General features: G+C 67.5%; 23 protein-coding genes and 5 pseudogenes. 16 read left to right on the forward strand and 12 right to left on the reverse strand.

Annotation, left to right across the window (positions count from 1 at the left end):
* Window positions 1–125: 125 nt before the first annotated feature.
* Window positions 126–953: an SDR family oxidoreductase gene (locus tag ABT078_RS27660; protein ID WP_351232305.1), complete on the reverse strand. Its 828-nt coding sequence runs from the start codon at window positions 951–953 to the stop codon at window positions 126–128.
* 365 nt (window positions 954–1318) lie between these two features.
* Complete coding sequence (locus ABT078_RS27665) at window positions 1319–1966, reverse strand: class I SAM-dependent methyltransferase (RefSeq protein WP_351232307.1); 648 nt, start codon at window positions 1964–1966, stop codon at window positions 1319–1321.
* A 996-nt stretch (window positions 1967–2962) separates the two neighbouring features.
* Between ABT078_RS27665 and ABT078_RS42870 the strand changes: the two genes are divergently transcribed.
* On the forward strand, window positions 2963–3220 hold the full coding sequence (locus tag ABT078_RS42870; protein WP_502981354.1) for a Tn3 family transposase: 258 nt from the start codon (window positions 2963–2965) through the stop codon (window positions 3218–3220).
* A 57-nt stretch (window positions 3221–3277) separates the two neighbouring features.
* Window positions 3278–4195: an aminoglycoside phosphotransferase family protein gene (locus ABT078_RS27675; RefSeq protein ID WP_351232311.1), complete on the forward strand. Its 918-nt coding sequence runs from the start codon at window positions 3278–3280 to the stop codon at window positions 4193–4195.
* A gap of 116 nt (window positions 4196–4311) precedes the next feature.
* Here the strand turns inward: ABT078_RS27675 and ABT078_RS27680 are convergent.
* Together ABT078_RS27680 and ABT078_RS27685 are read right to left on the reverse strand one after the other, a co-directional pair.
* Window positions 4312–4410, reverse strand: a pseudogene (locus tag ABT078_RS27680) (site-specific integrase); the annotation flags it as partial.
* 407 nt (window positions 4411–4817) lie between these two features.
* Complete coding sequence (locus tag ABT078_RS27685) at window positions 4818–5222, reverse strand: VOC family protein (protein WP_351232313.1); 405 nt, start codon at window positions 5220–5222, stop codon at window positions 4818–4820.
* A 428-nt stretch (window positions 5223–5650) separates the two neighbouring features.
* Between ABT078_RS27685 and ABT078_RS27690 the strand changes: the two genes are divergently transcribed.
* Entirely contained in the window at window positions 5651–6553 is a 903-nt protein-coding gene (locus tag ABT078_RS27690; RefSeq protein WP_351232315.1) for a GNAT family N-acetyltransferase, read from the forward strand.
* A gap of 299 nt (window positions 6554–6852) precedes the next feature.
* Here the strand turns inward: ABT078_RS27690 and ABT078_RS27695 are convergent, their stop codons facing one another.
* Window positions 6853–7365: a hypothetical protein gene (locus ABT078_RS27695; protein WP_351232317.1), complete on the reverse strand. Its 513-nt coding sequence runs from the start codon at window positions 7363–7365 to the stop codon at window positions 6853–6855.
* A 6-nt stretch (window positions 7366–7371) separates the two neighbouring features.
* On the opposite strand from ABT078_RS27695, the pseudogene ABT078_RS42875 reads away from it, so the two are divergent.
* Window positions 7372–8741: pseudogene (locus ABT078_RS42875) on the forward strand (transposase).
* Window positions 8742–8751: 10 nt separating this feature from the next.
* Here ABT078_RS42875 and ABT078_RS27715 read toward each other — a convergent pair.
* The 3 genes and pseudogenes from ABT078_RS27715 to ABT078_RS27725 all read right to left on the reverse strand — a co-directional run.
* Window positions 8752–8949, reverse strand: a pseudogene (locus ABT078_RS27715) (kinase); the annotation flags it as partial.
* A 146-nt stretch (window positions 8950–9095) separates the two neighbouring features.
* Entirely contained in the window at window positions 9096–9305 is a 210-nt protein-coding gene (locus ABT078_RS27720) for a hypothetical protein (protein ID WP_351232321.1), read from the reverse strand.
* Between the two features lie 40 nt (window positions 9306–9345).
* The gene (locus ABT078_RS27725) at window positions 9346–9519 is read right to left on the reverse strand and encodes a hypothetical protein (RefSeq protein WP_351232323.1); all 174 of its coding nucleotides are present in this window, start codon (window positions 9517–9519) and stop codon (window positions 9346–9348) included.
* Window positions 9520–9816: 297 nt separating this feature from the next.
* Here ABT078_RS27725 and ABT078_RS27730 point away from each other — a divergent pair, with 297 nt between their 5' ends.
* From ABT078_RS27730 to ABT078_RS27760, 7 genes and pseudogenes are all read left to right on the forward strand, one after another.
* A complete protein-coding gene (locus ABT078_RS27730) occupies window positions 9817–10518 on the forward strand; it encodes a hemerythrin domain-containing protein (protein WP_351232325.1) in 702 nt (233 codons plus the stop codon).
* Window positions 10515–10862, forward strand: a complete 348-nt coding sequence (locus ABT078_RS27735) for a pyridoxamine 5'-phosphate oxidase family protein (protein WP_351232327.1) — start codon at window positions 10515–10517, stop codon at window positions 10860–10862. Before ABT078_RS27730 ends, ABT078_RS27735 begins: the two co-directional genes overlap by 4 nt.
* Before the next feature lie 196 nt (window positions 10863–11058).
* Window positions 11059–12213, forward strand: coding sequence for a metal-dependent hydrolase family protein (locus ABT078_RS27740; protein WP_351232329.1), 1155 nt, complete (start codon window positions 11059–11061; stop codon window positions 12211–12213).
* A 324-nt stretch (window positions 12214–12537) separates the two neighbouring features.
* A complete protein-coding gene (locus ABT078_RS27745) occupies window positions 12538–13527 on the forward strand; it encodes a nitrilase-related carbon-nitrogen hydrolase (RefSeq protein WP_351232331.1) in 990 nt (329 codons plus the stop codon).
* A 590-nt stretch (window positions 13528–14117) separates the two neighbouring features.
* Entirely contained in the window at window positions 14118–15338 is a 1221-nt protein-coding gene (locus ABT078_RS27750; protein WP_351232333.1) for an NAD(P)/FAD-dependent oxidoreductase, read from the forward strand.
* 206 nt (window positions 15339–15544) lie between these two features.
* A complete protein-coding gene (locus tag ABT078_RS27755) occupies window positions 15545–16018 on the forward strand; it encodes a carboxymuconolactone decarboxylase family protein (protein WP_351232335.1) in 474 nt (157 codons plus the stop codon).
* Between the two features lie 847 nt (window positions 16019–16865).
* Window positions 16866–17477: pseudogene (locus ABT078_RS27760) on the forward strand (transposase); the annotation flags it as partial.
* A 69-nt stretch (window positions 17478–17546) separates the two neighbouring features.
* Here the strand turns inward: ABT078_RS27760 and ABT078_RS27765 are convergent.
* Window positions 17547–17981, reverse strand: coding sequence for a VOC family protein (locus ABT078_RS27765; protein WP_351232336.1), 435 nt, complete (start codon window positions 17979–17981; stop codon window positions 17547–17549).
* Window positions 17982–18094: 113 nt separating this feature from the next.
* On the opposite strand from ABT078_RS27765, the gene ABT078_RS27770 reads away from it, so the two are divergent.
* On the forward strand, window positions 18095–18616 hold the full coding sequence (locus ABT078_RS27770) for a hypothetical protein (protein ID WP_351232338.1): 522 nt from the start codon (window positions 18095–18097) through the stop codon (window positions 18614–18616).
* 10 nt (window positions 18617–18626) lie between these two features.
* Here ABT078_RS27770 and ABT078_RS27775 read toward each other — a convergent pair.
* Both ABT078_RS27775 and ABT078_RS27780 read right to left on the reverse strand, forming a co-directional pair.
* Window positions 18627–18743, reverse strand: a pseudogene (locus ABT078_RS27775) (IS5 family transposase); the annotation flags it as partial.
* Between the two features lie 217 nt (window positions 18744–18960).
* Window positions 18961–20754, reverse strand: a complete 1794-nt coding sequence (locus ABT078_RS27780; protein ID WP_351232340.1) for an FAD-dependent monooxygenase — start codon at window positions 20752–20754, stop codon at window positions 18961–18963.
* Between the two features lie 706 nt (window positions 20755–21460).
* Here ABT078_RS27780 and ABT078_RS27785 point away from each other — a divergent pair.
* The 3 genes from ABT078_RS27785 to ABT078_RS27795 all read left to right on the forward strand — a co-directional run bounded on the left by ABT078_RS27785 (window position 21461) and on the right by ABT078_RS27795 (window position 23773).
* Complete coding sequence (locus ABT078_RS27785; protein ID WP_351232417.1) at window positions 21461–21973, forward strand: TetR/AcrR family transcriptional regulator; 513 nt, start codon at window positions 21461–21463, stop codon at window positions 21971–21973.
* A 1129-nt stretch (window positions 21974–23102) separates the two neighbouring features.
* Entirely contained in the window at window positions 23103–23465 is a 363-nt protein-coding gene (locus ABT078_RS27790; RefSeq protein ID WP_351232342.1) for a twin-arginine translocation signal domain-containing protein, read from the forward strand.
* Window positions 23378–23773 (forward strand): multicopper oxidase domain-containing protein, encoded by a 396-nt coding sequence (locus tag ABT078_RS27795; RefSeq protein ID WP_351232419.1) that lies wholly within the window; start codon window positions 23378–23380, stop codon window positions 23771–23773. The genes ABT078_RS27790 and ABT078_RS27795 overlap by 88 nt, the downstream gene beginning before the upstream one ends.
* On the opposite strand, the gene ABT078_RS27800 is transcribed toward ABT078_RS27795, so the two are convergent.
* A complete protein-coding gene (locus ABT078_RS27800; RefSeq protein ID WP_351232344.1) occupies window positions 23747–24082 on the reverse strand; it encodes a hypothetical protein in 336 nt (111 codons plus the stop codon). The two genes, ABT078_RS27795 and ABT078_RS27800, sit on opposite strands and share 27 nt — an antisense overlap.
* A 762-nt stretch (window positions 24083–24844) precedes the next feature.
* Between ABT078_RS27800 and ABT078_RS27805 the strand changes: the two genes are divergently transcribed.
* Window positions 24845–25257 (forward strand): acyl carrier protein (locus tag ABT078_RS27805; protein WP_351232346.1); only part of this gene is annotated, 413 nt, incomplete at its 3' end.

Below are 25257 nucleotides of genomic sequence, written 5' to 3' on the forward strand. Positions count from 1 at the left end.
TCACGATGTGACTATGCGCTCCAGTTGGCCCTTTAGCGCTTGAGTTGGCCCCGCTGAGCGTCGGAGTTGGCCCGCCGGATGGCGGACATGTATCTGACCTGGGGCTTCGTAGAAAGGGGTACGAGTCAGCGCTCGCAACGTAGGAAGTCGCGGGCGCCGCGCAGCGTGGTACGCAACGTGCGTTGCGTCCGAGTGCTGTCCAAGCGGACATCCAGCGCCCCCGGAGAACCGGTGTCGGCGCGGCGGCCGGCGGTCAGCATGGAGGCGTCCAATCCATCGCGGTCGGCGATCAGGACACCGAGCTCATGACGGCTGACTGCATCTGTCCCTGCAAGGTGGCACACGCCTGCGTGATCGGAGGCGGTCAGCTCAAGAATGGCCCGGGCGAGGTCGGCGACATGAACGGGGCACCGGATGTTATCGGTGAACAGCACGCCATTTCGTCGCCCGGTGGCCAGATCGTGGATGAATGTCTCGTGCACGGAGCCACCGCCGCCGATGATCAGCGAGGTGCGAGCGATGACGGCGGCCGGGGCGAACAGGCGGATCGCCGTTTCAGCCGCAGCCTTCGCAGCCCCGTATGGGGTGATCGGATCCGGCATGGCGGATTCGTCGTAGCGGACGTCGGCGCCGGAGAAGACGGCGTCACTGGACACATGCACCAACCGGGATCCGCGCTGAATGGCAGCCATCGCCAGGCAGATCGCGCCGTCGGCCGTGGTTGCCCAGTCGGCCTTGCGATACGCCGCATTGATGACAACGTCCGGCTGGGTCTCCCCGAGCGCCGGTGTGATCTCGTCACTGCGACATAGGTCCATGGGCAGCCAGTGGATCCCGGGGATGTCGCTGGGGCGGGTCGCGAAGGTCGCCGTCACGGCGTGCCCGGTTGCCAATGCCTGCTGAGCCAACTCGCGGCCCAGAAAACCACTGCCGCCTACGATCAGGATGTTCATGATCCGCCACGTTAGGCCCCGCGTTTCGTCACGTCATCCGGCTACCGGGCATGCTCCGACGCTCAGCGGGACCACATCAAGCGCTGAAGGGCCAACTGAAGCGCTCGGCCACACACGACCGGACCGCGCTCAGTTATCGCCGACCAAGTCGGAAGGGCCAGCCTCGCTGGGGCAGAAGAAGAGATCGCCCAGCTCGATGTCCGCCAGGAGCACAGGTCATCGAAGGTGTTGCTCGGAGTCTCCTCGTTCGACCAAATCGGAGCTCGAACGGCGGTGAGCCCTGATCACGAACCGACGCCTGGAGCCTGACGGATCCCCGTCCGACAGGTTGGATGCGCTCCTCTGCTCAGGCAGGCAGTCCCCGCCTAGGCCTTACCGGCGAGCAGTTGAATCTCCTGGAACTGCCGCCGGTCGGTGGGCTGAGGCTCGCGAACCATCCGGGCCACCTCGGTCAACCCGGACGTGCGCAGCATCCCGGCGAGGTGATCAGGCCACCACCGATAGGCCGGCGCGACTGTGTGATCGAAAACCTGTGTCAGGTGAGACGGATCATCGCTTGCCGAGAAGCCGACCAGAAGGTGGCCGCCAGGTGCCAGCACGCGATGGAACTCCGCCAAGATGACAGGGAGTTCTTGCGGCGGAGTGTGGATGATGGACCAACGTGAGAGTACGCCGCCCAGCACGCCGTCAGCGATGTTCAACGCGTCCATCGAGCCCACGTCGAACCGCAGGCCCGGATAGGCCTGTCGAGCCAACTTGATCATCGCGGGAGAGGCATCAACACCAAACGCCGCCAGCCCCAGCTCGTCCAGATAAGCGGTGATATGGCCAGGCCCACACCCCAGGTCCGCTACCTGACAGTCTCCACTCGCACTTACGACCTCGGCGAAGGCACCCAAGATCGCGCGGTCCAGGGGACTGTCACGCAGCGTGTCGCGGAACAGCTGCGCATACGTGGGGGCAGCAACGTCGTAAGCCTCGCGGGTGGCACTGAGGGCATCGTGTTCGACCATGCTCGCGACACTAGTTCGTGGCCCCGAGGCGAGCCGAGAAATCACGATCTTCCTCCCGCCCGTTCGCCCGGGCTATCGCCAGTTCGGAGAGGCCTGCATCCGGTGCCCCGTCCTGCGGCCCGACGTCGCACAGATGCCCCGGCTGGAAGGGATCCACGCGAACCTGCTCGACCGACTCCAGGAGGCCAAGAAACAGGGCCGGCTCGCGAGGTCGCTGCGATCGAGGCCAGCCTCGCCACCGCCGAGCAGAAGCTCGCCGCCATGCGCGACCTCGCGGCCCGGCACACCACCGTCCACCTCGGCATGCCCGATTTCCGTGGCGTCGTCGCGCGGATCGACTCCGAGCAGCGAAACGAGGATGCAAAGCAGCAGTCCTGCTCAGTACAACGACGGGATGACCGTCTTCCTCTGTTCCAAGTGCGGCACCGCGATCACGCCGGAGCTGGCCGAGCTTGCCGCCGTCCCTGACGTCTCAGACGACGCGCGCGACCGGGACGAGGAGACACGCCGGGCACCTTCTACCGTTCCGCGGGGCCACTACGCGATCGATCCCGAACCCTGGGACCTCCCTACGTCGTGCAGTGCGATCAGGAGGACCCGAAGCCGGCTCAGTCGCGCGGACCTCTGGTCTGCCGCGAAGAGGCTTCGTCATCTCGGCCGGCAGCCGACACACAGTACTGGTGGACCCTGACGACGCCGCCGGCCTTCGGCCTCTGCCCAACTGGGAGAACCGCAATGGGTGCTGCGGACCGACAGGCGACGACGGGCTCAACCGAGCCTGCCCCTGCGGCGCTCCGGTCGCGACCCTCGCGGCCGACTGCTTCAGGCCCTACGTACTGCACCTCGACACCGTCCGGACCTACGCGTTCTCCCAGTAAGGCCGCGAAACGCGCGTGGACGACGCGCACGACATGCCCGACGAAGCTCGTCCACTCAACTTCTTCACGACTACTTATCCGTGGTGAACGTCGGCTCGCAGGCCGACGCGTCGCTGAGTTGGTCCAGTTCGGACAAGACCAGATCGACGCCCTCGGTCTGGTCCTCAACGCCCGTGCTGTTCAGCACCCGGTACATGGAGCCGCCGTCGCCCAGCTGCGGACGGACGGGTTCGACGTCCGCGACGAGGACGTGGTCCGGCTCTCGCCGTTCGTGCGGCACCACATCAACATGCTCGGCCGGTGCTCCTTCCAGCTCCCGGACCTGCCCGGCGGCCTGCGGCCCCTACGTGACAAGAACGCCGCCGACGAGGCGTGACAGCGAGAACGTGGGAGGAAGTACGGGCGGGCCGCTGCCCGACTACCGTTGCTCCGCATGACCCACACCGAGACCGAGATCACAGCGGAGTTCGTCCGGGACCTGCTGCGCGACCAGCACCCTGACCTGGCCGATCACCCCTTGAAGCTCGGCGCGCGCGGCTGGGACAACCAGCTGTGGCGGCTCGGCGACGACCTCGCCGTCCGGTTGCCCTGGGCGACGCAGTCTGCGGACGAGCTGCTGCGCAAGGAGCACGCCTGGCTGCCCGCTCTCGCCCCGCACCTTCCGCTACCGGTCCCTGTCCCGCAGCGCCTCGATGAGCCCTCCGAGCGGTTTCCGCGGCCCTGGATCGTCACCACGTGGGTTCCGGGCGAACCCGCCGACCGCGCCCCCGCCACGCGCGCTGCGGAGGCGGCCGACACCTTGGCCGCCTTCCTGACCGCTCTTCACCGACCGGCTCCTACCGGGGCGCCGACCGGTCATAACCGCGGGGCGCCGCTGGCCGACCATGCCGAGGGGTTCGCCAAGCAGCTCGTCTCGGCCACCGAGCTGGGGCTGATCCCCGACCCGGACGCCGTCCGCGCGGTCTGGGAAGACGCCGTCACCGCGCCCGACTGGGCGGGCCCGGCACTGTGGCTCCATGGCGACCTGCACCCGGCCAACGTTCTCACCGCGGACGGCACCTTCTGCGGTGTGATCGACTTCGGCGACCTCTGCGCGGGCGATCCAGCCTGCGACCTCGCCGCCCCGTGGGTACTGCTGCCGGACGGCGCCGCCGACCGCTTCTATGGGGCCTACCGGCCGACCCCGGACGCCGCGACCTTGCGTCGCGCTCGCGGCTGGGCGGTGCTGCGCGCCCTCGCCTGCATCCTCATCGGAGATGCCGGCGTCCACGGCCGTCCCGGCGGCAAGCCCACCTGGGGCCCACCTGCCCACGCCACGCTTCGACACCTGATCGCAACGGCCGGCCGCTGATCAATCGACCTTACCCACGTGCTCGAACACCTCTCGGGCGCGGCGTGGTGCCGGCCGGTGCCGACCCGGCCGCCAAGGTATGGCTCGGCCGAGTCGCGCTGGAAAGTTCGGCAATGACCGGGCTCGCGGTGGGTGACGAACAGCGGTCCTCGCGTTCGTCCCTTGAGCAGGCGGGGCAGCAGCCGGGTGGTGCCGGCGTCCCCGTACACGGTCTGCGCCGGTCGCCGCGCTGCTGCTGGAGCACATCGCGAACCGCGACAGCATGAACACCGCCACCGACCCGCCTCCCGCTGGCTCTTCCCCGGCCGCCGGGCAGGACAGCCAGCCCGCCCCGACCACCTGTCCGCGCTCCTGAACGAGTACGGGGTCCTGGTCGCCGCTGCCCGCGGCGCCGCCATCCGGCAGCAACTCCTCGAACTACCCGCCCCCGTCGTCGCGGACGCTCTCGGCTACCACGACAAGACCACCACTCGGCTCCTCAACGAAACCGGCGGGACATGGAGCCGATACGCCCCCGGCGACCACGCGCGGTCACCAGCACGCTGGACTCCGCAGGGAACTCATGGCAGTTGAACTACGCCACGGAGTGGCAGGCCAGGGCACTCCCTGACCTGCCACTACCTCACGAAGCCGTCGGCGTCTGCTCGTGGCTGCCGTAGGGCCGGGTGATGATCTCCATGCCGTGCCCGGCCGGATCCATGAAATACAGTCCGCGCCCACCGTGGTGCCGGTTGATCTCTCCAGGCTGCTTCAGATGCGGATCGGCGTAGTACATGATCCCGGCCTGCTGGATACGCACGAAGGCAGCGTCGAACTCCTCATCAGAGACGAGGAACGCATAGTGCTGCACGACGATCGACTCCACCGGAATGGCGGCGAAGTCCAAGGTGACCCCGTTACTGGTGGCCACTGGAATGAACGGACCCGACTCGGTCCCGACCTCAAGCCCCAGGATGTGCGCCAGGAACTCGGCCGACTCCCGGTTGTCCCGGGCATGGATGATGGTGTGATTCAACTCGACTGACATGTGTGGAATGCCTCCGCAAGGCAATCTCACGGGCACCTCCATGCCTCACCCAGTCGGTGACCGACACGCGATGCCGTGCCCGTGATCCTAAGCAACACCGCTCACGGCGTCGAGGGCCGCGCCCAGTAGCCGCCGATGACGACCACACACCGTCGCCAACACTCAAGACAAAACCGAGAATTGGCGACAGTTGAATGCGCGAGCCCATCAGTACCCCAAGTCCCTTTCAGGCGGGGCAAGATGTGGTGCGTGCGGCTGGACGGCTGCCGTTGTCGGCGATTCGATCAAGATGTTACGCTGCGTTCGCGTCCTCGACCGCAAAAGGAGGTGGGAACCGTGAGCCAGCTGACTCTCATGTGCTCCCACCCCGTTCCGAGGGCGCCGAGGATCTGAACGGGAGCGCTTCGCTTGCCGAAAGGACCTCTCGCATGACCGATCTGGTCATCCGCCCCCTCGCCGCGGGCGAGGAAGCACTTTTCGAATCTCTGCCCGATCCCGGTCTGGTCGGCTTTGCCGCCTTCGGCGACACCTACAGTGCGATGGCTGCCGCTGGTGAGTACCGCCCCGAGTGGACCTGGGTAGCCCTGCGCGACGGCGTCGTCGTCGCGCGCGCCGCTTGGTGGGCCGGGCCGAAGGATGACAATCCGCTCGCCCTGGACTGGTTCGACTTCACGGACGCCGGTGCGGCCGCACAACTGCTCCGCACTTCACCGCTGTACGCCCAATACTCCCTCAAACTGCCGCCCGGCTGGCGCGACATCCCCGCAGTACGGGAGCAGGCCCAGGTCCGGATCGACGCGGCCGTCGCCGCAGGTTTGTCCCTTCTGGTCGAGCGCTTCCGCTATCGCTGGACGCCGGACTGCGGCGTGCCCGCGCGCCCGGGCCGCCTCGAATTCCGTCCCGAGCCCGACGACGCGGCGGTCCTCGACGTCTTCCGCCGTATCCACCAGGGCAGTCTCGACGCCCATGTGCGCCGCACCATCGCCACATCCGGGCTGGAGGCGGCCGCCCAGGAAGAGCTGGACTATTTGCGCTGGTTGCCGAGCCCGCGCGAGTGGTGGCGCTTGGCCTACAACCCCGCCGGGGAACTCGTCGGCCTGAGCGTCCCAGGCCGCCACCACGGAGACCCTCTCATCGGCTATATCGGCGTGGTGCCCGAGCACCGCGGCCACGGATACGCCTATGACCTGCTCGTCGAGGCCACGCAGAAGCTCGCCGACGAGGGCGTGGACCGTATCGTGGCCGGGACGGACCAGACCAACGTCCCGATGGCCGCCCACTTCGCGAGGGCCGGTTACCCAATCGCTCAGGAACGCATCGACCTGATATAGCTCCGAGCCCGCGAGACAGGAAGCGGGTGCGGGACTCGGGGTGCGACAACCGAGTCCCGCACCCTCCCTCATGCGGCTCCAGCCGGGGTTACACCACTGGTGAGCTCCCAAATTCAACCGTCGCCGATGCACGCGCCGAACAAGAATGAACGTCAGTCTCTGCAGCTAATGGACGCGGCGACCCTGGGAACTGGCGGCAGTTGAATACGCGAGCCCATCAGTATCAGGCCCCGGGAGCCCCGTGGGTTCAGGGAAGCTGAAGCCTGTTCGGCGGGAACTCGCGGGTCGGTCCGTGTGCATCAGCTGGGAATGTCCGTGGGTTCGGTGGGAACGCGGGGGTGGGCTGCTGCGAGGCGGCGGGCTTCGGCCGTGACCTCAGCATCGACCTGAGACACTGCTTTGTCGCCGTATTCGAGGATGGCGTACTCGTCATCGAGTGCGGCGAGCCGTGCTGTCAGGGGCAGCTCATGCCCGTAGCGCTGGTGAATCCGGAAAGTGAGCTCCCAAGGTTTCAGCTCGCCGGCCAGCATGCATCGTGCGAGCGCTCGCGCGGCGGCTTCTTGGCCAGCCGCGCTGTCGACCGGATGGAGAATGAGTCCGAGCTCATCGAGCGCTTCGGGGAGCAAGTCGTGCACGTCGTAGTCCGCCTCGGCGCGTGTGCAGGCTGCCAGCACCCGAAGTCCGGGGCTGTCCAGGCCGGCGATGAGCGCGTCACAGGCCGCGCTGACGACATCGCTTGCGGGGATCTCGCCCACGCTCCAGAGAGTGGCGCGGTCCTGTAGTTCGCTGGCTGCTGCTTCGGTCGACGGCATCCGCCCATGATCCCTTCACTCTCGGGTCCCGGTCGAACAGGTTTCACTGGTGCTGCGGCTCGGCAGCTTGCTCCAGCAGGGTCCGCGCGGAGTCTGCGTAGCGCATGGCGGTCTTCTCGTCGAGCCCGAGCACCTGGGCGAGGTGGAGCGGATCGGGCCCATGGGTGAGGGCCTCTTCGAGTTGCCGGTCAACGCGGAGGCGCTCCAGCGTCGCGTCCTGCCTGCGCATCGCGGTGCTGATCCAGTGGTTGCTGTCGCGGCGCGGGCGGCACTTGATGCTTCGGCGGTGCGCGTCGAAGGCCGGACGGCCGAGGCGCTGACGGCGCGTGGCGTGCTTGGGGTCCGGCGCGTCCCCAGACACTCCGTGGCGGCCGGTACGCCCCAAGCAGGGATACCCGCGGCGCGGGCCGGCGGACGCGACCTGCCCTGGTCCTGGACATCGACGCCACGCTGGTCACCTGCCGCTCCGAGAGAGAAAGCGGCACCGACCTACAGGCACGGCTTCGGCTACCACCCGCTGCGGTGCTTCCTGGACAACACCGGCGAGGCCTTGGCCGGGATACTGCGGCCGGGCAACCCGGGCGCCAACACCGCCACCGACCACATCAGCGTCCTCGACCGGGCGCTTGCCCCAGCTCCCCGACACCCACCGCACTGCTCCCCGATCCTCATCCGCGCCGACAGCGCCGGAGGAGCCAAGGCATTATCGGAGCGTGTGCGAGACCTGCGAAACCTGCGCATCCGCACCTCCTTCTCGGTCGGATATGCGGTCACCGAGCCGGTCCGCCGCGCGGTCCGTGCCCTGCTCGAGAAAGGTCTGGCACCCCGGCCTCGACCAGGACGGCACCCTGAGCGTGGGCGCTGAGCTGACCGGCATGGTCGAGCTGGCCGGCTACCCCGGAGGCACCCGGATCACCGTCCGGCGCGAGCGTCCGCACCGGCGCCCAGCTGTCCCTGTTCGACCTGGACGAGGGCATGCACCACCAGATCTTCCTCACCAACCGCCCCTACGGGCCGGCACCTTGCGGCACCTGAAGGTCCGCCATCGCGCTCAATCCCGCGTCGAGGACCGCAGCCGCTGCAGCAAGACCACCGGCCTCGGTCGTCTCCCCTCATGCCATTGCACCCTCAACCAAGTGTGGCTCGAGCTCGCACTGACCGCCACCGACCTGCTCGCCTGGACCCAGACCCTGCTACTGGAAGGCGAATTGGCCGCCGCCGAGCCCGAAATGCTCCGCTACCGACTACTGCACGCAGCCGCCCGCATCACCCGCGGGGCCGCCGCCTCCACCTGCGCATCTGCGCAACTGGCCCTGGCGAAACGACTCGTCAACGCGTTCGCCCGCCTCACGGCACTGTCACGACCGGCCACCTGACCCGCGGCCCGGCCGTCAGGTCGATCAGGCCGATGTTCGCCGCCCCTGGCCGGTCCCGCTCGCGCAGGACGATCCGGCGCAGGATGTCCTGACCCACCAGCGCGAGGCCGTGTCCGAGCCGGTCGCGCGGGCCCGCCGCGACGGACGACTTGCCCGAGGCCGAGTGCCCGCGCAGGACGACCAGCTTGGTGTCTTTGGTGCCCATCATCACGCGGGTGAGGGTGTCGGCTGCCACCGACACCCTCCAAGGAGCCGACGACTGGATAGAGACAGACGCCGGCGGACTGCTTTGGATCAATCGGTTCGAGACCGCAACTGCGACGGCTGCGCCACCGTGTACACGGCCCGTCCCGGTCACGCCGCATCCCACTGATGCGCGTGCCCCCCACGCCACTCAATCCAGTGCGGATCATCGAGAAGATCCCAGGCGTCCGGGAGTCCAGCACGGCGCAGGAACTCGATCACGTCTCTGTCATCGTGAGCGAGGCCGAGGATCTCTCCCCGCACAGTGACCCGCCGGCCGCCGGAGGGCGACGGCTTGTGCACGACGATCGGCGCGGCCATGAGTCCAGAGTGCTCCGTGCGCGGAGTGATCGCAGCCGATCTACGGCAGAGGCTGACCCTCGTCGCTCATGCACTGCTCGAAGATCTTCTCGTGCATGGTGAGCGTGTGGGCCGCGGTCAGCTCATCAGGTGCCAAGTCGCCGCTTGGGGTACCTGTCGGGTGCGCGTTGTCGGCCAGATCGGTGCAGTAGGCCCGGGTCTCCGGAGCGGACATCTGTGTGGCACGAACAGGAGCAGACTCTTCGATCACGGTGGCCGGCGCGTCGACACAGTCCTTGCCTGGCGCTCCGGAAAGGCCTCGTGGGCCAACAGGCCCGACTGGCCCTTGCGGCCCGGCGGGCCCCTGCGGGCTCGCCGACGAGGCGCCGCGGTACGGACAGGGTGCTGCGCGTAGCGGCTGCCGAGCTGGTACGGCGGGGGTGCACTTCCGAATGGTCACCGATGCAGTACACCTCCTCCACAATAGGTAACGATTTTGACGATAAAACCATCTAATGAATAGGCTCACGGCATGACCAATGATGACGTCGAGCACCCCACGGCGGTCGTTGAGACCCGCCTTGCCCATCAGGTCCACCGCGTTGCGACCACCCTGCTGGCCGAGGCGGCCGTTCGCCCCTCGGTGCCGCTCGGCGCACTGGCGCAGCTGCGCGACTTCCTCGTCGCGAACCTGCGCCACCACCACGAGACCGAGGACGAGGACCTGTGGCCGCGGATCGTCGCGGCGGCGCCGGCCACGGAACACGAGCTCGGTGTGCTGAGCGAGGAGCACGTGCGCCTGGACGCCGCGCTCGACCTGCTGGCCGCGGTGAACATGACCGGCGACGAGGTCGGGGACGGGGCCGGTGAGGCCGTCGGCACGGGCCTCGGCGCAGGCGGCGTCGCGGACGGAGTCCGGGCCGCTCTGCGGGACGCGGCCGTCGCGGTGCGCGACACCGTGCACGACCACCTGGAGCACGAAGAGCCGGTCCTCTTCCCCGCGCTCCGCGACCACATCAGCCCCGAAGACTGGCAGGACTTCGCCCAGCGGGTGATCGCCACCACGCCGCCCGTGGCCGGTCACCTGATGATCGGTTTCCTCGACGAGGTCGGCACGCCCGCCGAGGTGGAACTGGTGCTCTCGGGCCTGCCGGAGCCGGTACGCCCGCTCCTGCCCGCCATGCGCCGTCAGGCGACGGACGACCTGCGGATCCTGCGCGGGACCGGCTCATGACCACCACCCCTGTCCGATGGCCGGACGCAGCGGACGCCGTGATCAGGGGCGACCTCACGGTCGCGGCCGCCTATGTCACCCCGGCCGGCGGCGCCGTGGTCACCAGCGTCTCGCCGGTGGGCCTCGCAGACCGTCAGGCGGGCCTCGTCGGCTTCACCACCTCGCTCGGCTTCCCGAAGAAACTCGAACGCATCCTCCGGGACCCGCACGTATCACTCGCCTACCACACACGTGATCACGGCTTCGCCGCAAGCAGCTCATACGTGCTCGCGCAGGGCACCGCGTCCGTTGACCTGCGCCCGTCACCGGAGACGGCGCTGCGCCCGACGTCGGCACCGTCCTGAGAGCGCACCCCACTTGCTGCTGCACCGCTGACGGTGTCCGGACGACCCGGTGCCCGGCAGGAGCCACCAGCTCCTGCCGGTACGCATCTTCCGCACCTGCCCTGAACAGGCCAGATCTCGGGGTGGATCACCGCGTGACACATGCTTTTCGATCGGAGAAATACTGATGAATTCCTTTGCGATACACGCTGGTTCGATGTTCGACGGATTCAGCCTGTCGGGCCCCGCCACCGTGCACGTCTCGGGCGACCGCATCGTGCGTGTGGACCGCACCGGCGCGCTGCCCGCGGACGGTAGCGAGGTCATCGACCTCGGCCGCTCGGCCTGCCTGCTGCCCGGCCTCATCGACACCCACGTCCACCTCGCCTTCGACGCCGGCCCGGACCCCGTGACCTCCCTCGCCGCTACCTCCGACAGCAACCTCCTGGCGCACATGCGGGCCGCGGCCCGGTCCGCTCTGCTGGCCGGCATCACCACCGTGCGCGACCTCGGCGACCGCGGCTACCTCTCGCTGGCCCTCGTGGAGGAGATGGCCGAGCACCCGGAGCAAGGTCCGGAAATCCTCCCCGCCGGCCCCCCGCTGACCACCCCGGGCGGCCACTGCCACTTCCTCGGCGGCGAGGTCGAAGGCGTCGAAGCGCTCCGTGCCGCTGTCCGCGAGCATCACGCCCGCGGCTGCGCCGTCATCAAGATCATGGCCAGCGGCGGCAATATGACCCCCGATTCGCTGCCGCCGCACGCGTCACAGTACGGCCCGGAGGACCTGCGTGCCGTCGTGGACGAAGCACACCGCCTCGGCCTGCCGGTGGCCGCCCACGCCCATGGCGTCCAAGCCATCAGGGACGCCGTCGAAGCAGGCGTCGACAGCCTGGAGCACGTCACCTTCCTCACCGCTGACGGCATCGCCTCCGAGACCGCCGACCTCATCGACGCCATCGTGAGAACGGGAACCTTCGTCAGCCTGACACTGGGTCTGGACCCCAGCAAAGCCCTGCAGCCGCCCAAGGGCATGGCCGCGCACGTCAACGCCATCCTGGACACCTACAGCAACCTGCACAAGCACGGCGCCAACGTCGTCATCGGATCGGACGCCGGTATCGGGCCCTGGAAGCCCCACAACGTCCTCCCCCACGGCGTCGCCGACCTGGCCCGGCTGGGCGTCGCGCCGCTGGACGCCCTGATCTCCATGACCAGCCTGGCGGCCCGCCTGTGCCGTGTGGAGGGCCGCAAGGGCCGGATCACCGCCGGTGCCGACGCCGACATCCTGGTCGTCAACGGCGACGTCGAGCATGACCCTGCAGCCGTCCTGGACGTACAGGCAGTCTTCCGCGCCGGTATCCGCGTGTGCTGATCAGAACCGGGGACCGGCGCGGTGGCTGCTGCTCCGTCTTCAGTCCTGGGTCCCCCGGCGACTCGGCGACGCCGAGTCGCCGAAAGGCTTCGGAAAGATCGGCTCCTTGCCATCCTACTAATGAGAGCATATGCTCCTATTGGCTTGTGTGAATCGTCGAGATTCCAGTTAGCCGCCAGTGGTCGCGTAGCGGAAGCTGGAGTTGCCCGCTCGGCCGGCCCCATCCCTCCTGGACCGCCTCGACTGCCCCTTCATCGCACGCGTGTCCGGGAACGCGCAGCATCGCGAGGTCGTACCGACCGCACATTTGCAAGGAGTAGCACCATGACTGTCGTACGAGCCGCTGCGGTACAGATCAGCCCCGTGCTCTACAGCCGCGCGGGCACCGTCGAGAAGGTCGTGAAGAAGATCCGCGAGCTGGGGAAGCAGGGTGTCCGGTTCGCGGTCTTCCCCGAGACTGTCGTCCCCTACTACCCCTACTTCTCCTTCGTGCAGCCGCCCTACACCATGGCCAAGGAACACCTGCGCCTGCTCGAGGAGGCGGTGACCGTACCGTCCGCCGAGACCGACGCGATCGCCGAAGCCGCCCGAGAAGCCCAGATGGTCGTCTCGATCGGTGTCAACGAGCGTGACGGCGGCACCATCTACAACACCCAGCTGTTGTTCGACGCCGACGGCACGCTGATCCAGCGTCGCCGCAAGATCACACCGACCTACCACGAGCGCATGATCTGGGGCCAGGGCGACGGTTCGGGCCTGCGCGCGGTGGACAGCGCCGTCGGCCGCATCGGCCAGCTCGCCTGCTGGGAGCACTACCTGCCACTGGCGCGCTATGCGCTGATCGCCGACGGCGAGCAGATCCACGCCGCGATGTACCCCGGCTCCTTCGGCGGCGAGCAGTTCGCCGACCAGATCGAGGTCAACATCCGCCAGCACGCGCTGGAATCGGCCTGCTTCGTGGTCAACGCCACCGCCTGGCTCGACGCCGACCAGCAGGCTCAGATCGCCGAGGACACCGGCGGCCCCGTCGGCGCGATCTCCGGCGGCTTCTTCACCGCCATCATCGATCCCGAAGGCCGCATCATCGGCGAACCGCTCACGTCCGGCGAAGGCGAAGTGATCGCCGACCTGGACTTCGCCCAGATCGACCTGCGCAAGCGCCTGATGGACGCGCGCGGCCACTACAGCCGCCCGGAGCTGCTCAGCCTGCAGATCGAACGCACGCCGGCGCCCCACGTCCACGAGCGCGCCGACCACGGGCCGGCCCAGACCAGGCGTGTGACGGAAGAGCCTCGCTCCTCCGAGAGCGAGTGAGCTGGTTGCTGAGCCTGGAGGTCCTGCCCGGGGCTCGAACCGGACGGTACTCGTAAGTTCGGCAGCGCGGGTCTCATGTCGTCCGTCGTCAACCTGCGACATGACGGGATGGGCGGCGACGCCGGCACCTGCCATTAAGGGCAAGTGCTCCCAATGTGTTGTGTTGTCGCGAATCCGCTCCCTGCCCTTCCCGCGGCACCTGCGCAAGTGCCCGGCTGAACAGCCGCGCGGCCCGTTCCCCCACGCGGATGCGAATGCTCGATCTTGTCCCGTTGCAAAGAAGGAGACCAACCGATGGCCGCCAGTCACCTCGTCCTCGTCGCACGGGCGGGCGGCGTGGGCCGCAATGTCCTCGAGAACCTGTGCTCGCAGGACGTGCCCGTGCGCGCCATGGTCCGTCGGGACGGCGACCGCCACGAGGCGAGGCAGTGTGGCCTGGCGGAAGGCGCTGGTCGAGCGGACTCTCGCCGATGTGCAGGCCGAGACCGACGCACACGCTCCCACCGTGGCGAGACACGTTCGCCAGGCACCTTGTCGCGACTGATCCTCTTCCCGCGCAGCACGACCGCACCTTCCGGAGACAGAACCCGATGAAGAACATCCTGATCATTGGTGGTGGGTTCGCCGGCCTGTGGACCGCCGCCGCCGCCGTACGCGCAGCACGCGCCCACGGCGTGCCGCAGTCGCAACTGGAAGTGACGGTGGTCAGCAGCGGTGATGACCTGGTGACCCGTCCGCGGCTCTACGAGGCCGACCCGCAGGTGATGCGTCTGGCGCTGGATCGGGTACTCGGTCCGATCGGGGTGAGGCGGATCACTGCGACCGTCACCGACGTCGACACCAGTACCCGGACGGTGAACGCGGTCGTCCGAAGCGGCCGGAACATGGCGCTGGGCTATGACCGTTTGGTGCTGGCCGCCGGTAGCCGGCTCGTGCGCCCGGCGATCCCCGGATCCGAGTGGATATTCGACGTGGACACCCTGGATGCCGCGGCGGCCCTCGACCACCATGTGCGACGCCTGCCACAGCGCCCGGCGACAGCCGGTCGCTTCACCGCAGTCGTCATCGGAGCAGGCTTCACGGGCCTGGAAATGGCCACGGAACTGGTCACCCGACTGCGGGAAGTGGCTGGCGACGCCGATGACGTACGCGTCGTTCTGGTGGACGGCGCCGACATGTCGGGCCCCGAGCCAGGCGACGGTCCGCACCCGCACATCAGCACCGTCCTGAGTGACCTCGGCGTCGAGATGCGCCTGGGCAAGACGGTTGAGCTGGTCACCGACAGCGAGGTGGAGCTCGCCGGCGGCGAACTCATCCCGTCCTCCACCGTGATCTGGACGGCCGGCATGGCCGCCAGCCCGCTCACCCAGAGCATCCCCGGCGAGCGCGACCGGTACGGGCGACTGCGGGTGGATGAGTTCCTGCGCGTCCCCGGAGCGCCCGAGGTCTTCGCGACGGGTGACACCGCAGCGACTGTCGCCGATGCGGGACACACACTGATGCAGACCTGCCGGCAGGCCATCCCGATGGGCAAACTCGCCGGCCACAACGTGGCCGCCGACATTCTCGGACTGGACCTGGCGCCCTTCGCCACGAACCCCTACGTCACGTGCCTGGATTTGGGACCCGCCGGCGCGATGGCCACCGGAGGCTGGGGCCGGATTCCTGCCGAGAAGACCGGAGAGCAGGGCAAGGCGCTCAGGTGCCGGATCAAAGCCGAAGGGATGTACCCCCCGGTCGACGACGCCGAGGCCATCCTCAAGCTCGCCGACTACCAGGGCTGCTGGTCCAGGGAGGAGTTCCACTCCTGACCCGATGCCGGAGGCCGGCCGAAAGCTGGCCCGCGCACCGGCTGCGACCGGGCACCTGGTCGGCGTCAGGCGGGAACAACAGTGCGGCAAGAGACTTGAAGACGCAATTCCCCTTGCGCGTCTTTGCCGCTCGTAACAATGGCACAGATTGGGCGAGGCTGAGGCAGCCCCTATGGGTCGTTCGGCCACGCGAAGAGGAGGAATCCATGACTGAGTCAGAGACTGAGAAGCAACGCGTCAACATCGGAAAGCAGCACCCGACCAATTACAAGGCTCTTCTCGCCTTGTCGTCGGCGGTGGAAGAGGCCGCCACCGCGGCAGGTCTCGACCCGCTCCTGGTCGAGCTTTTGAAGATCCGCACGTCCCAGATCAACGGCTGTGCGTTCTGTCTCAGAATGCACACCCGCGACGCGCTCAAGAAGGGTGAGAACCCGGACCGGATCGCAGTGCTGCCCGCGTGGGAGGAAGCCGGCTACTTCTCGGAGACCGACCGTGCGGCCCTACGCCTGACGGAGGCGATCGCGCGCGTGTCGGAAGGGCACGTGAGCGACGCGGACTACAACGCGGCCGCAGCCGTGCTCTCCGCAGATCAGGTCTCGGCGGTCGCATGGCTGTCAACGCTGATGAACGCCTTCAACCGCGTCGCGATCACAAGCCGATACCCGGTCTCCGGCAACTGAACCAGCTTGTAGTCCGTGCGGGTACCAGAGTGTTGTTGTCCCAGGACGAGTCCTTCAAAGTCGCCGTGAACACGGAGGCCCGGTCCGTCGCCACCTGGCCCCGATAGCCTCTGCCGCACCACTCTCCACCCCAATGACGTGCACGAAGGAGGCCCTTGGGCCTGCCGCGCCACTTCCGGACCTGGTGGACGAGTCGGACCTGACCGGCGCGAAAGCGTACAACTTTGACAACAGGGGCCTCCCGGGCGCTCGTTGGTCGCGACGACCCCGAGCTGCACGGGAGGCCTGCTGTCATGCGCACCCACCCGAAAGATCACCCGACGGGGAAGCCGCACTCGAACCCATGCTCACCGTGCTCGGTGGAGCAACGGCTTCTCAACCTGGGCTCATTGCATGTCAAGGATTATTGCGAGCGGCCCAACCGTTGGCGCGGTTGCGAGGAAACGTTTGCGGCTGGTCCCCAGCAGAGCCTGGCCATCCAGCAGGCTCGCGGCTTTGGGAAACGGTTCCCTGGCGAGCGCAGTCTCCGCAGAGCTGTCTGCGGACGGACGTATGTCAGCCAGATGAATGTCAGCGCACTCGGACTGCCTGCTCGGAAGACGGCCCGCACGTCCAGCAGGGCGACGGGGTCCTTGACGGGATCGCCGTTGACGGCCAGTAGGTCGGCGTCTGCACCGGCGGAGATTTGTCCCCGCCAGACTGGTGGCAGAGATCAGTACGTCGATGGGGCCACGCCCTCTCGGCCAGTTCGACGACGCCGTGCGGGAGGACGTTGTGGGGCTTGGCGGTTCCGATGCCGGCGTCCGTGCCGATGACGACCTTGGCACCCATCTTCTGCAGGGTGCCGGACCGGATCCTGCTGGTAGCGGCCTGCTGGCGTGCGAACTTGACGCTGTGGCAGCTCGCCCCGCTTTCCGGGGTGTCGAAGTCGGCCGCTGACCGCATCATCGCCACCTCGGGCCGTCGCTCGCGTTCCAGCCCCGCAAGCAGTTCCGAAAAAGCGCCGTGCTGATCGTCGACGGCACTCCGGTCCCCAGGCGGGATCACACGGTTGCCGAGCAGTCGAAGAACTGCCGGTCTCGACCAACCACCAGGTTGTCATCGACGCCGACACCCGACTCGTCGTCGCCGGCCGGTTACCGGCAACCGCAACGACTGCAACGCGTGGGAACGGTCCGGTGCGAAGGCCGCCGTCGGCCGGGCCACGGTCATCGCGGACGGCGGCTATCGGGGCACCGGCCTGTTCATTCCGCACCGCCGTGAACGCGGCCAGACCGAACTGCCAGCTTGGAAAGAGGAGCACAACTCCTCCCACCGCAAGGTCCGGGCCCGCGTCGAGCAGGTCTTCGCGCGGATGAAGGCATGGAAGATCCTTCGCGACTGCCGTCTGAAAGGCGACGGCGTTCACACCGCCATGCTCGGCATCGCCCGGCTGCACAACCTCGCCCTCGCGGGGTAACTCCCGCCCCATACGCGGCCAGAGAGGCCCAAGGGAGGTGGCTCCCCACCTCCCCGGCTCGGAGAATGCTCAGTCGATACAGAACTCGTTGCCCTCGATGTCCAGCATCGGGATGCACGACTCGTTTTCGTCATCGGCGTACAGCGTTTGCACGTGGGTCGCACCGAGCGCGACCAGTCGTGCGCACTCGGCTTCGAGCGTGGCGAGGCGCTCCTCGCCCACGAGCCCGGTGCCGACGCGCACGTCAAGATGCAGCCGATTCTTGACGATCTTGCCTTCGGGGACGCGCTGGAAGTACAGTCGCGGGCCCACGCCTGAGGGATCACTGCAGGCGAACGCGGAACCCTGCCGCTCAGACGGCAGAGAGCGATCGAAATCGGCCCAAGTGGTGAACCCCTCCGGTGGCGGCGGTACGACGTACCCCAACACCTCGCACCAAAAGCGCGCGACGCGCTCAGGTTCTGCACAGTCGAAGGTGACTTGGAACTGCTTGATCGATGACATCGGCGCACCATAGCAGGGGGACTCTGTTGCTCATTTCCCGGTGTGGATCCGCATGTTGTCGGGAGGACGGCCCCTGCTAGGGCGTGTGTCGGAAGTGCTCTAGGTTGACTGACGTGAGTGCACGGGGGCGGAGTTACCGATATGTCGGACCGGTCGAGCTGAAGACTGCGGTCCGGTCTGGTGGCGACGGGTGCCGGATTAGCTCGGCGGCTGACTTCGGTACCTGGATCGCTGAGCGATCGGCGGCGGAGCTGGCCGAGCCGTTCACCTTCGTGGTCGGCATGGATGGTGTGCTTCGACTGGCGCCGCGACGAAGCGAGCACGTGGCCTGTGCCGGCGGAGACATGGTTTTGAGTGCCGGCGAGATCAGCTTCATGCGCGAGGCAGACCGGTGGGCCGTGAGCGAGGTCAGCAACCAGTCCACCGGGTACTGCCCGGACATCACCTCCTGGTCGGAAGTCGCCCGTGCCCTGGACGACGTAGAGCTCGGGCGGCCCTCCGGCTTCACCCACGAGGTGGTGTTCCGGCGGTGCCCCGACTGCCAGGAACACAACATCGTGCGCGAGGACGACTTCGTCTGCGTCTTCTGCGGCAGCGATCTGCCTGCGGCGTGGAACGTGGAAACCACCGCGTGACGGCCGAGGGTCACAGCCCCTCGTTGATGGCAGCGACGAGAACGGTCGCCTCGTAGCGGACCGCGAGCTTGTCGAATCGCGTGGCGACAGCGCGGTGCCTCTTGAGGCGGTTGATCCCGCACTCGACCGCCCACTGCTCGTCCGTGAGATCTCCCCGCCCCATGAACCGAGGTCATTCGTCGCTCAAGATCCACTTTCGATACACGGCCTAGCGAGCCGGCCGCTCACGGGCGGAGCCTTGCGCCGCGGGCGTCAACACACGAGCAGAGAGCATCATGAGGCAGATGCACGGCTGGAGGCGGCCCACATGCAAGGGATCGGTGCGGGCCGCGCTCCGGCCACGGTCACTCGCCGACGGTGTGCAGGATCTGGTCGAAGGCGGCGGAAAGTGCGGCCGCTGGGTTGTCGACCGATGCGGCGGAGCGGAATGCGACATGTCCGTCCGGACGGACGAGCACCGCGCCTGTGGCGGATATCCCCCGCTGCTTCGCCCATGCCAGCCGCGTATCGACGAAGTCGACCTCACCGAGTCCGACCCGGGCCGCGCGCAACGGGAGGTTCCGCTGCTCGGCGATCTTGGTGGCGGCCTCTACCCAGTCATGGCCGTTTTCGCCGGCGATGAGGGCGAAGTGCCCGCCGTGGATCAGTTCGCGCAGGGCTGTGCGTTCCCCTGCGCGTTCGACCCAGGCATGGGGCAGGGGGTGTCCGGGCCGTGTGCTGGGCTGGTAGAGGCGGATGTCGTCCAGGGGGGCCGGCGCGGGGGTGCCGTCGCTGACGATCGCGGGCGAGTCGTAGGTGTATCCGAAGTCGGTGTTGTGCTGGCGGAACACCGAAGTCAGGTTGCCCAGCCACTGGGAGAACGCGTGCCGCCGCTCGACCGCGCCGGGGCCGTCCTCCCAGAACAGCCGCAGCGCGGCCCAGTTCTCCTCGGCGCTCTTGTCGGGGGAGAGTCCCATCGCCTCGGTTGCTCCGGCCTGGCTGGCGGCGGCCCGCATCGCGGTGTCCAGGTTGCCTTGGTTGGCCGGGCGGCGTTCGGCGGTGTAGGTGTCGAGGAGGGCGTCGCCGGCGCGACCGTGGAGGACGGCGGCGAGCTTCCAGCACAGGTTGTAGGCGTCCTGGACGGCCGCGTTCAGGCCGAGACCGCCGGCGGGCGGGACCTTGTGTGCGGCGTCGCCGAGCATGAACACCCGTCCGGCGCGGAAGTCGTCGGCGAGGTAGCCTGCCATGTCCCACGTTGCGATGTTCAGGATCTCGATGTCGACGTCGGGGAGCCCCAGCGCCTCGCGTGCCCACTGCAACATCTTCTCCGGCTGCGAGGCGTCCATGCCCTCCCCGGTGACGTGCAGGACCCACTCCTTGGAGTTCCGGCCCCACTCGGGGCCCTCCGGCACCAGCACGGCACCCCAGCCCAGGTGTTGCGGGAAGTCAGGGTTGAAGATCCAGTGGAAGACCGAGTCCTCTGCTTCGGCGAGATACGGCGAGAGATCCATGGACACGTACAGACTGGTCAGTGTCATGATCTTCTGCGCGCCGGCGATTTCGATCCCGGCCAGTTGTCCCACGGTTCGTCCGCCATCGGCACCCAGGAGATAGCTGGACCGGACGGTGTAGGTCTCACCGGTGCCGCGGTCGAGGATCGTGGCGGTCACGCCGTCGACGTCCTGTTCCAGGTTCACCAACTCGTGGTGGAACCTGATGGCCGCGTGGGGGTACTGCTCAGCGTGCTCCTTCAGGATGGGCTCAGTGCGTAGCAGGGACAGGTTCGCTGTGGCCTGCGGGCTGGCAGCTGTGTAGTCGGGGTCGGTGTAGCCCCCGCCCCACGCCTCGATGGACCCGATGCGGCGTCCGTGGCCGTTCTCCGGCCCCTCCCCCGCTAGCCCGGAGAGGAACCCGATGCGGGACATGTTCTTCTGAGGGGAGCTCTTCGCCCGAATCCGAGAATCAACGCCCATGTCGGCGAAGATCTCCATGCTGCGCTGGTTGAGTATGTGCGCCCGCGGCACGTGCGTGGTGCCCGGGTATCGAGTCACCAGGAGGGATTCGATACCGAGGCGGGACAGGAGAATCGATGAGGTCAAGCCGGCGCCGCCGCCACCGACGATCAGGACGGGAACCTCTACGTCATACTTCTGAGCCATCGGTGGATACCTTCTCGTATCGTCAGCAATCCAGGAACACCTGCATCCCGTAGCGGGTCGGCAGTCATTTCCAGAGCGGAATCATGCCGTTTTCCACGGGCGTGGAATACGGTACAGCATGTCTGATCGTCGCCTTGAACGACCGCTGACCAGCGCGGGCTGCAGGGCGGCGGACCGTTCGGCTGACGCCCGGTCCTCTGCGCTGCCGAGGTCCCTGCCGAGGACGAGCGCTGACATACCGCGCGTATGGTGATCTGCCCTCGTACAGGGCCCGGCGCGCGCGGCGTGGTGGCGTGCGGTTCCCGTCGGACTGACGGTCGTCTAAACTCGTCCGGCGGCGATTGAGCCGTGGGTGTTCGGGACGGCCGCGATCCGGTCAAGGGAGACTGCGAGGTCGTCGCAGTGCGGGAGGTTCCTGATCAGGCAGGATGGCGTCCGGCAGGGTTCCCTCGACTCACGTGGCCTCGTCTCCACGTGACCGGCGAGAGCCGTGCCCGCCGCATGGGCGCCGCCAGCGGCCCGCCATCCTCATCAGGCGAAGTGAGAACGCATCACCCCTGGGTCGAAGCCCGGCAGGACGTGCTCGGCGGACTGCATGCACAGTGGATATGCGGACCGTTTCGTCGTCGAGTCCGATTGAGCAACCCGGGAGCCCGTCATTTCGAAGGAAGCGCAGCGTCGCGATCGCACCACGACCAGGGACAGGATCCTCACCGCAGCTGTGGCCGCCTTCGCCCAGTCCGGATACGACGGTGTCGGTCTCCGGGAAATCGGAGTGGCGGCCGGGGTGGACACGCGGCTGATCAGCCACTACTTCGGCTCGAAGGAAGGTTTGTTCCGCGAGGCGCTCGATCACGCGAGCGACGGTCCTTTCTTGCTGCCCCGCGACGGGGTCGACGTGTTCATGACCGAGGATCCGCCCATCCGGGACCTCGAGGGCCTCCTGATGACTCTTCGTTCGACATCGAATCAGCAAGCTATGGCCGTCGTCCGGGCGGAGGTCGAGGGACGGTACGAGGCCGACCTTGCTGCAAGCCTGACGGGCCCGAACGCCCGTGGACGTGCTGCCCTGATCAATGCCATAACCGTCGGCATCCGGCTGATGCGCGAAGTCGTGGGCAACGAGGCGCTGAAAGGCGATGAAGCGGCGGCGGTCGTCCCGTATCTGGAGTCCATCGCGCGGATCCTGTACGACGCGGAAGAAGTCCCGGGCACTTGAGAACCCGAGGGTGGGCGTTCGGGGCTGACGGTTTGCTGATGATCCGTCAGTTCCGCGCACCGGGCGCAAGCCACCGAACGCAACGGCACAACGCTCTGTAGCCCCTGCGAGATTCGACGCGCCGGACTCCGTCGTACAGCACACATGCACCGGACTGTTCTCTGCGTGACGCGCTGTCCGCGCGGACGACCAGCGTGCCCCTCGCACCGGCCTGGCAGGCGGCGGCCAGGTCCACGGCGATGAAGCGCGCAGCACCGCGGGCGCCGGCGGCCTTGCCCCGTCGCCGTCACAGCTGGGGGCGCGGGCCCGCGCCGGCGGTGCAGAGCCAGGTCGGTCGCAGCATGCGCCGACCCCTTGAGGCCCGCCGACCTCCGCACTCCGCTTCGCGCGGCCGCGCACACGTCGGTGGGTGGTTCACGCCTCTGCTCATCGTCGCCTTCGAAAATGGGAATGGCGCATGAAGGGCAGCCGGTGCGGGCTGACCCAAAGTTGTGCCGCACATCTCCCCCGGCGCTATTCCACAGTCGTGGAACTACGCTCCGCACTATAGGTCCCGTGCCAGGGCGACGCAACCGCGCCCCTGAGCAGCGGCCCTGCGTCCTGACCCTGACCTGCGGCGACAGTCGGGCCGATGGCCTGCGCGCGGCGGTGTCCCGGTCGGCCGCTTGCTCTTCGGCCTCGGTGTCCGAGGCGGAAACGGCTCGACAGTAAGGGGAATCGGCGAGCCGTCCTCGCTGTAAGGCCGACCTCCGGTATCCACTGGCACGCGACTGAACTTGCGCCTTCAACTAATTGAATGATCTACTACCGCCGCAGCGAAATTCCAGTGCAGGTATTCAGCGGCTTTGTCATGCCGCGAGGTGCCCGCTGCAGTGAGCCGGCCCAGAGTCCGTCAATCCGATCGGACGCAGGCAGCGCGAGAGTGCCAACTTTGCCGTATTCCTCCGCCGACCCGGAGGTCTGACGGTCCTGCATGGCGCCCGCAGGTTCGTCTGCCGCCGCGGCCGACTTCGTTCAGTGAGTCAGGCCTCAAACCGGGCAGTGCCCCGGAAGTTCGTCATGGCCTGACACGGATGGGCCCGCACTCATACCACTCACATCACAAGAACAGGTGAGCATTTACATGCCAATGACCAGCAGGCGAGCCGTCCTGGGCATGGCCGGCGCCGGCGCCGCCGTCGCCGTGGCCGGCACCGGCCTCCTCAGCGGGACCGGCCTTTTCCAGGCGGAGGCGCAGGCGGCCGAGGCGCTGGCCGGTGTCAACGAGCCGACGTTCAACGCGCTGACACCGTTCAAGGACGCACTGCATGTCCCGCCGACGCTACGGCTCGACGGTACAGGGACCACGGAGATCGACCTCGTCGAGTCGTCCATGCGTCTCCACTCCCAGATGCCGCCAGCCGCCTGTGGACCTACAGGGGCCACTTCCCCGGACCGACCATCGAGGTGCGCAGCGGTCAGCGAGTCCGGGTCGCTTGGAACAACAAGCTGAAGGGTGCCATTCCGGTCAAGGCCGTGTGGGTGCGTTCCGAGGGCCCCGGGCCTGGTCTGCTGCCCTACAACCGGCCGGGGTCGCAAGGTGGTTCCCCGCGGCCTGAGGAAGACAGGCTCACTGCTTGGACCACGGTCCATGTGCACGGTGGCCACCAGAACGCCATCAATGACGGTGCGGCGGACTACGCGGTCGCACGCGGGCACGCGCAGTTGGCCGAGTACGTCAACGACCAGGCGGCGACGCATCTCTTCTACCGTGATCACGCGATGGCGGTGACCTCAACACCGTTGCATTTGCCTCCGTGAGCGGTTCGCGAGCCCGTGCTCGAAGAACGTGATGGCGGTATGGATGGTGTAGTTCTGGCTGGTCGTGGGCTGTTGTCCGGCGTTCGGCCCGTATTTGCTGGTGGGGTTCTTACGGGTGCGGGCTCTGACGCGGTGCCGGTGGCGGGCGGGGTGGAGGGCGTCGAGGACGGCCCAGCCGATGGTGCCGACGAGGTCGGCGGGGCCCGCCGGGGAGAGGACTCCGGTCGTGCTGATGACGGTGTCGGCGGTGGTGGCCAGCAGGACGTCTGCCCCGAAACGATCAACAGGCGCATCCGCGACATCCGCCAACTCCTGAAAAAGTTGGAGCACACCATCGAACCCGCCGACTGCCAACTCACCACGCTGGAACACCTCTACGACCACGCGAGCGCGACCGGCATCGCCCTCCCACCAAAGATCAAGACAGCGAGTTAATGATCCGCAGGCCCTAACTTTCCGGCATTGGGCTCATAGGCCGGGGTGGAAACCCCGAGGTTGCACGCTGGCTACATGTCAGCCTGACAAGTCGACACCTCGATCACCCGATTACAAGTTCCGCGGCCTCGAACCGCTCGGCCGCCTCCAGCCGCACCCGATCCCGCCTCTCCTGCTCGGCGGGCGTCAGCTCGCCCCCTTGCACGTACCGCACACAGTCGTACCCTGAGAAAAGACCGTGGTTTTCTGTTCTGGCGGCCACTGTTCAGGAGACCAGGATTGCGCTACGGGGACGGGGCAGGGGATCGAGGCGGGACTGGCCGCGAAGTTCGGTGTGATCTTTCCGCACCTGGATGAACGGCAGCGGCGGTTGCTGATGGGGACGGAAGATCCATCGGCCAGCCCCTTGCCGCTGCGGTCGAGGGAAGCGTTGCGCGTAAGCAATATTGTCGATCTAGTCGGCCGGATCAGACCGTTGAGTAAGGCCAGCCAAAACCGCCACGGTCAAGGTGGGCGATCACTTAGCTGTGTTCCGGCCCCAGCTCTCACTAGCAGTCCATGCAAGTGCGTGGACCTCGTTCATGTAGTTCAGCGTGCCTGCATCGACCACTCTGAATTTTGCAAGGGACCCAGCTGATGGGGAACTCTCACGATGCTTTGACCGCTGATCCGGCTGACAATCTGACCACTCCCGCCAAATGCGAGCAACGCTTCGCGGAGGTGCTGGCCGATATCATGGGCACCGAGCACGTGTCAGTTGACAGCCATTTCTTCGATGACCTCGGTGCCGACTCGATGCTGATGGCCCGTTTCTGCGCCCGGGTGCGCAAGCAGGCCGACCTGCCGGCGGTGTCGATGCCGGACATCTACAAGCACCCGACGATTCGAAGGCTTGCAGCCGCCCTCGCCAACGACGTCTTGACCGCTGATCCGGCTGACAATCTGACCACTCCCGCCAAATGCGAGCAACGCTTCGCGGAGGTGCTGGCCGATATCATGGGCACCGAGCACGTGTCAGTTGACAGCCATTTCTTCGATGACCTCGGTGC

It is taken from the genome of Streptomyces sp. NPDC002133 (assembly GCF_040296405.1).
Lineage (GTDB): Bacteria > Actinomycetota > Actinomycetes > Streptomycetales > Streptomycetaceae > Streptomyces.

What these genes read in the sequence shown, in the direction of transcription:
- ABT078_RS27660 (WP_351232305.1), bottom strand. Translation starts at nt 953, where the DNA reads ATGAACATCCTGATCGTAGGCGGCAGTGGTTTTCTGGGCCGCGAGTTG.
- ABT078_RS27665 (WP_351232307.1), bottom strand. Translation starts at nt 1,966, where the DNA reads ATGGTCGAACACGATGCCCTCAGTGCCACCCGCGAGGCTTACGACGTT.
- ABT078_RS27675 (WP_351232311.1), top strand. Translation starts at nt 3,278, where the DNA reads ATGACCCACACCGAGACCGAGATCACAGCGGAGTTCGTCCGGGACCTG.
- ABT078_RS27685 (WP_351232313.1), bottom strand. Translation starts at nt 5,222, where the DNA reads ATGTCAGTCGAGTTGAATCACACCATCATCCATGCCCGGGACAACCGG.
- ABT078_RS27690 (WP_351232315.1), top strand. Translation starts at nt 5,651, where the DNA reads ATGACCGATCTGGTCATCCGCCCCCTCGCCGCGGGCGAGGAAGCACTT.
- ABT078_RS27695 (WP_351232317.1), bottom strand. Translation starts at nt 7,365, where the DNA reads ATGCCGTCGACCGAAGCAGCAGCCAGCGAACTACAGGACCGCGCCACT.
- ABT078_RS27720 (WP_351232321.1), bottom strand. Translation starts at nt 9,305, where the DNA reads ATGGCCGCGCCGATCGTCGTGCACAAGCCGTCGCCCTCCGGCGGCCGG.
- ABT078_RS27725 (WP_351232323.1), bottom strand. Translation starts at nt 9,519, where the DNA reads ATGTCCGCTCCGGAGACCCGGGCCTACTGCACCGATCTGGCCGACAAC.
- ABT078_RS27730 (WP_351232325.1), top strand. Translation starts at nt 9,817, where the DNA reads ATGACCAATGATGACGTCGAGCACCCCACGGCGGTCGTTGAGACCCGC.
- ABT078_RS27735 (WP_351232327.1), top strand. Translation starts at nt 10,515, where the DNA reads ATGACCACCACCCCTGTCCGATGGCCGGACGCAGCGGACGCCGTGATC.
- ABT078_RS27740 (WP_351232329.1), top strand. Translation starts at nt 11,059, where the DNA reads ATGTTCGACGGATTCAGCCTGTCGGGCCCCGCCACCGTGCACGTCTCG.
- ABT078_RS27745 (WP_351232331.1), top strand. Translation starts at nt 12,538, where the DNA reads ATGACTGTCGTACGAGCCGCTGCGGTACAGATCAGCCCCGTGCTCTAC.
- ABT078_RS27750 (WP_351232333.1), top strand. Translation starts at nt 14,118, where the DNA reads ATGAAGAACATCCTGATCATTGGTGGTGGGTTCGCCGGCCTGTGGACC.
- ABT078_RS27755 (WP_351232335.1), top strand. Translation starts at nt 15,545, where the DNA reads ATGACTGAGTCAGAGACTGAGAAGCAACGCGTCAACATCGGAAAGCAG.
- ABT078_RS27765 (WP_351232336.1), bottom strand. Translation starts at nt 17,981, where the DNA reads ATGTCATCGATCAAGCAGTTCCAAGTCACCTTCGACTGTGCAGAACCT.
- ABT078_RS27780 (WP_351232340.1), bottom strand. Translation starts at nt 20,754, where the DNA reads ATGGCTCAGAAGTATGACGTAGAGGTTCCCGTCCTGATCGTCGGTGGC.
- ABT078_RS27790 (WP_351232342.1), top strand. Translation starts at nt 23,103, where the DNA reads ATGACCAGCAGGCGAGCCGTCCTGGGCATGGCCGGCGCCGGCGCCGCC.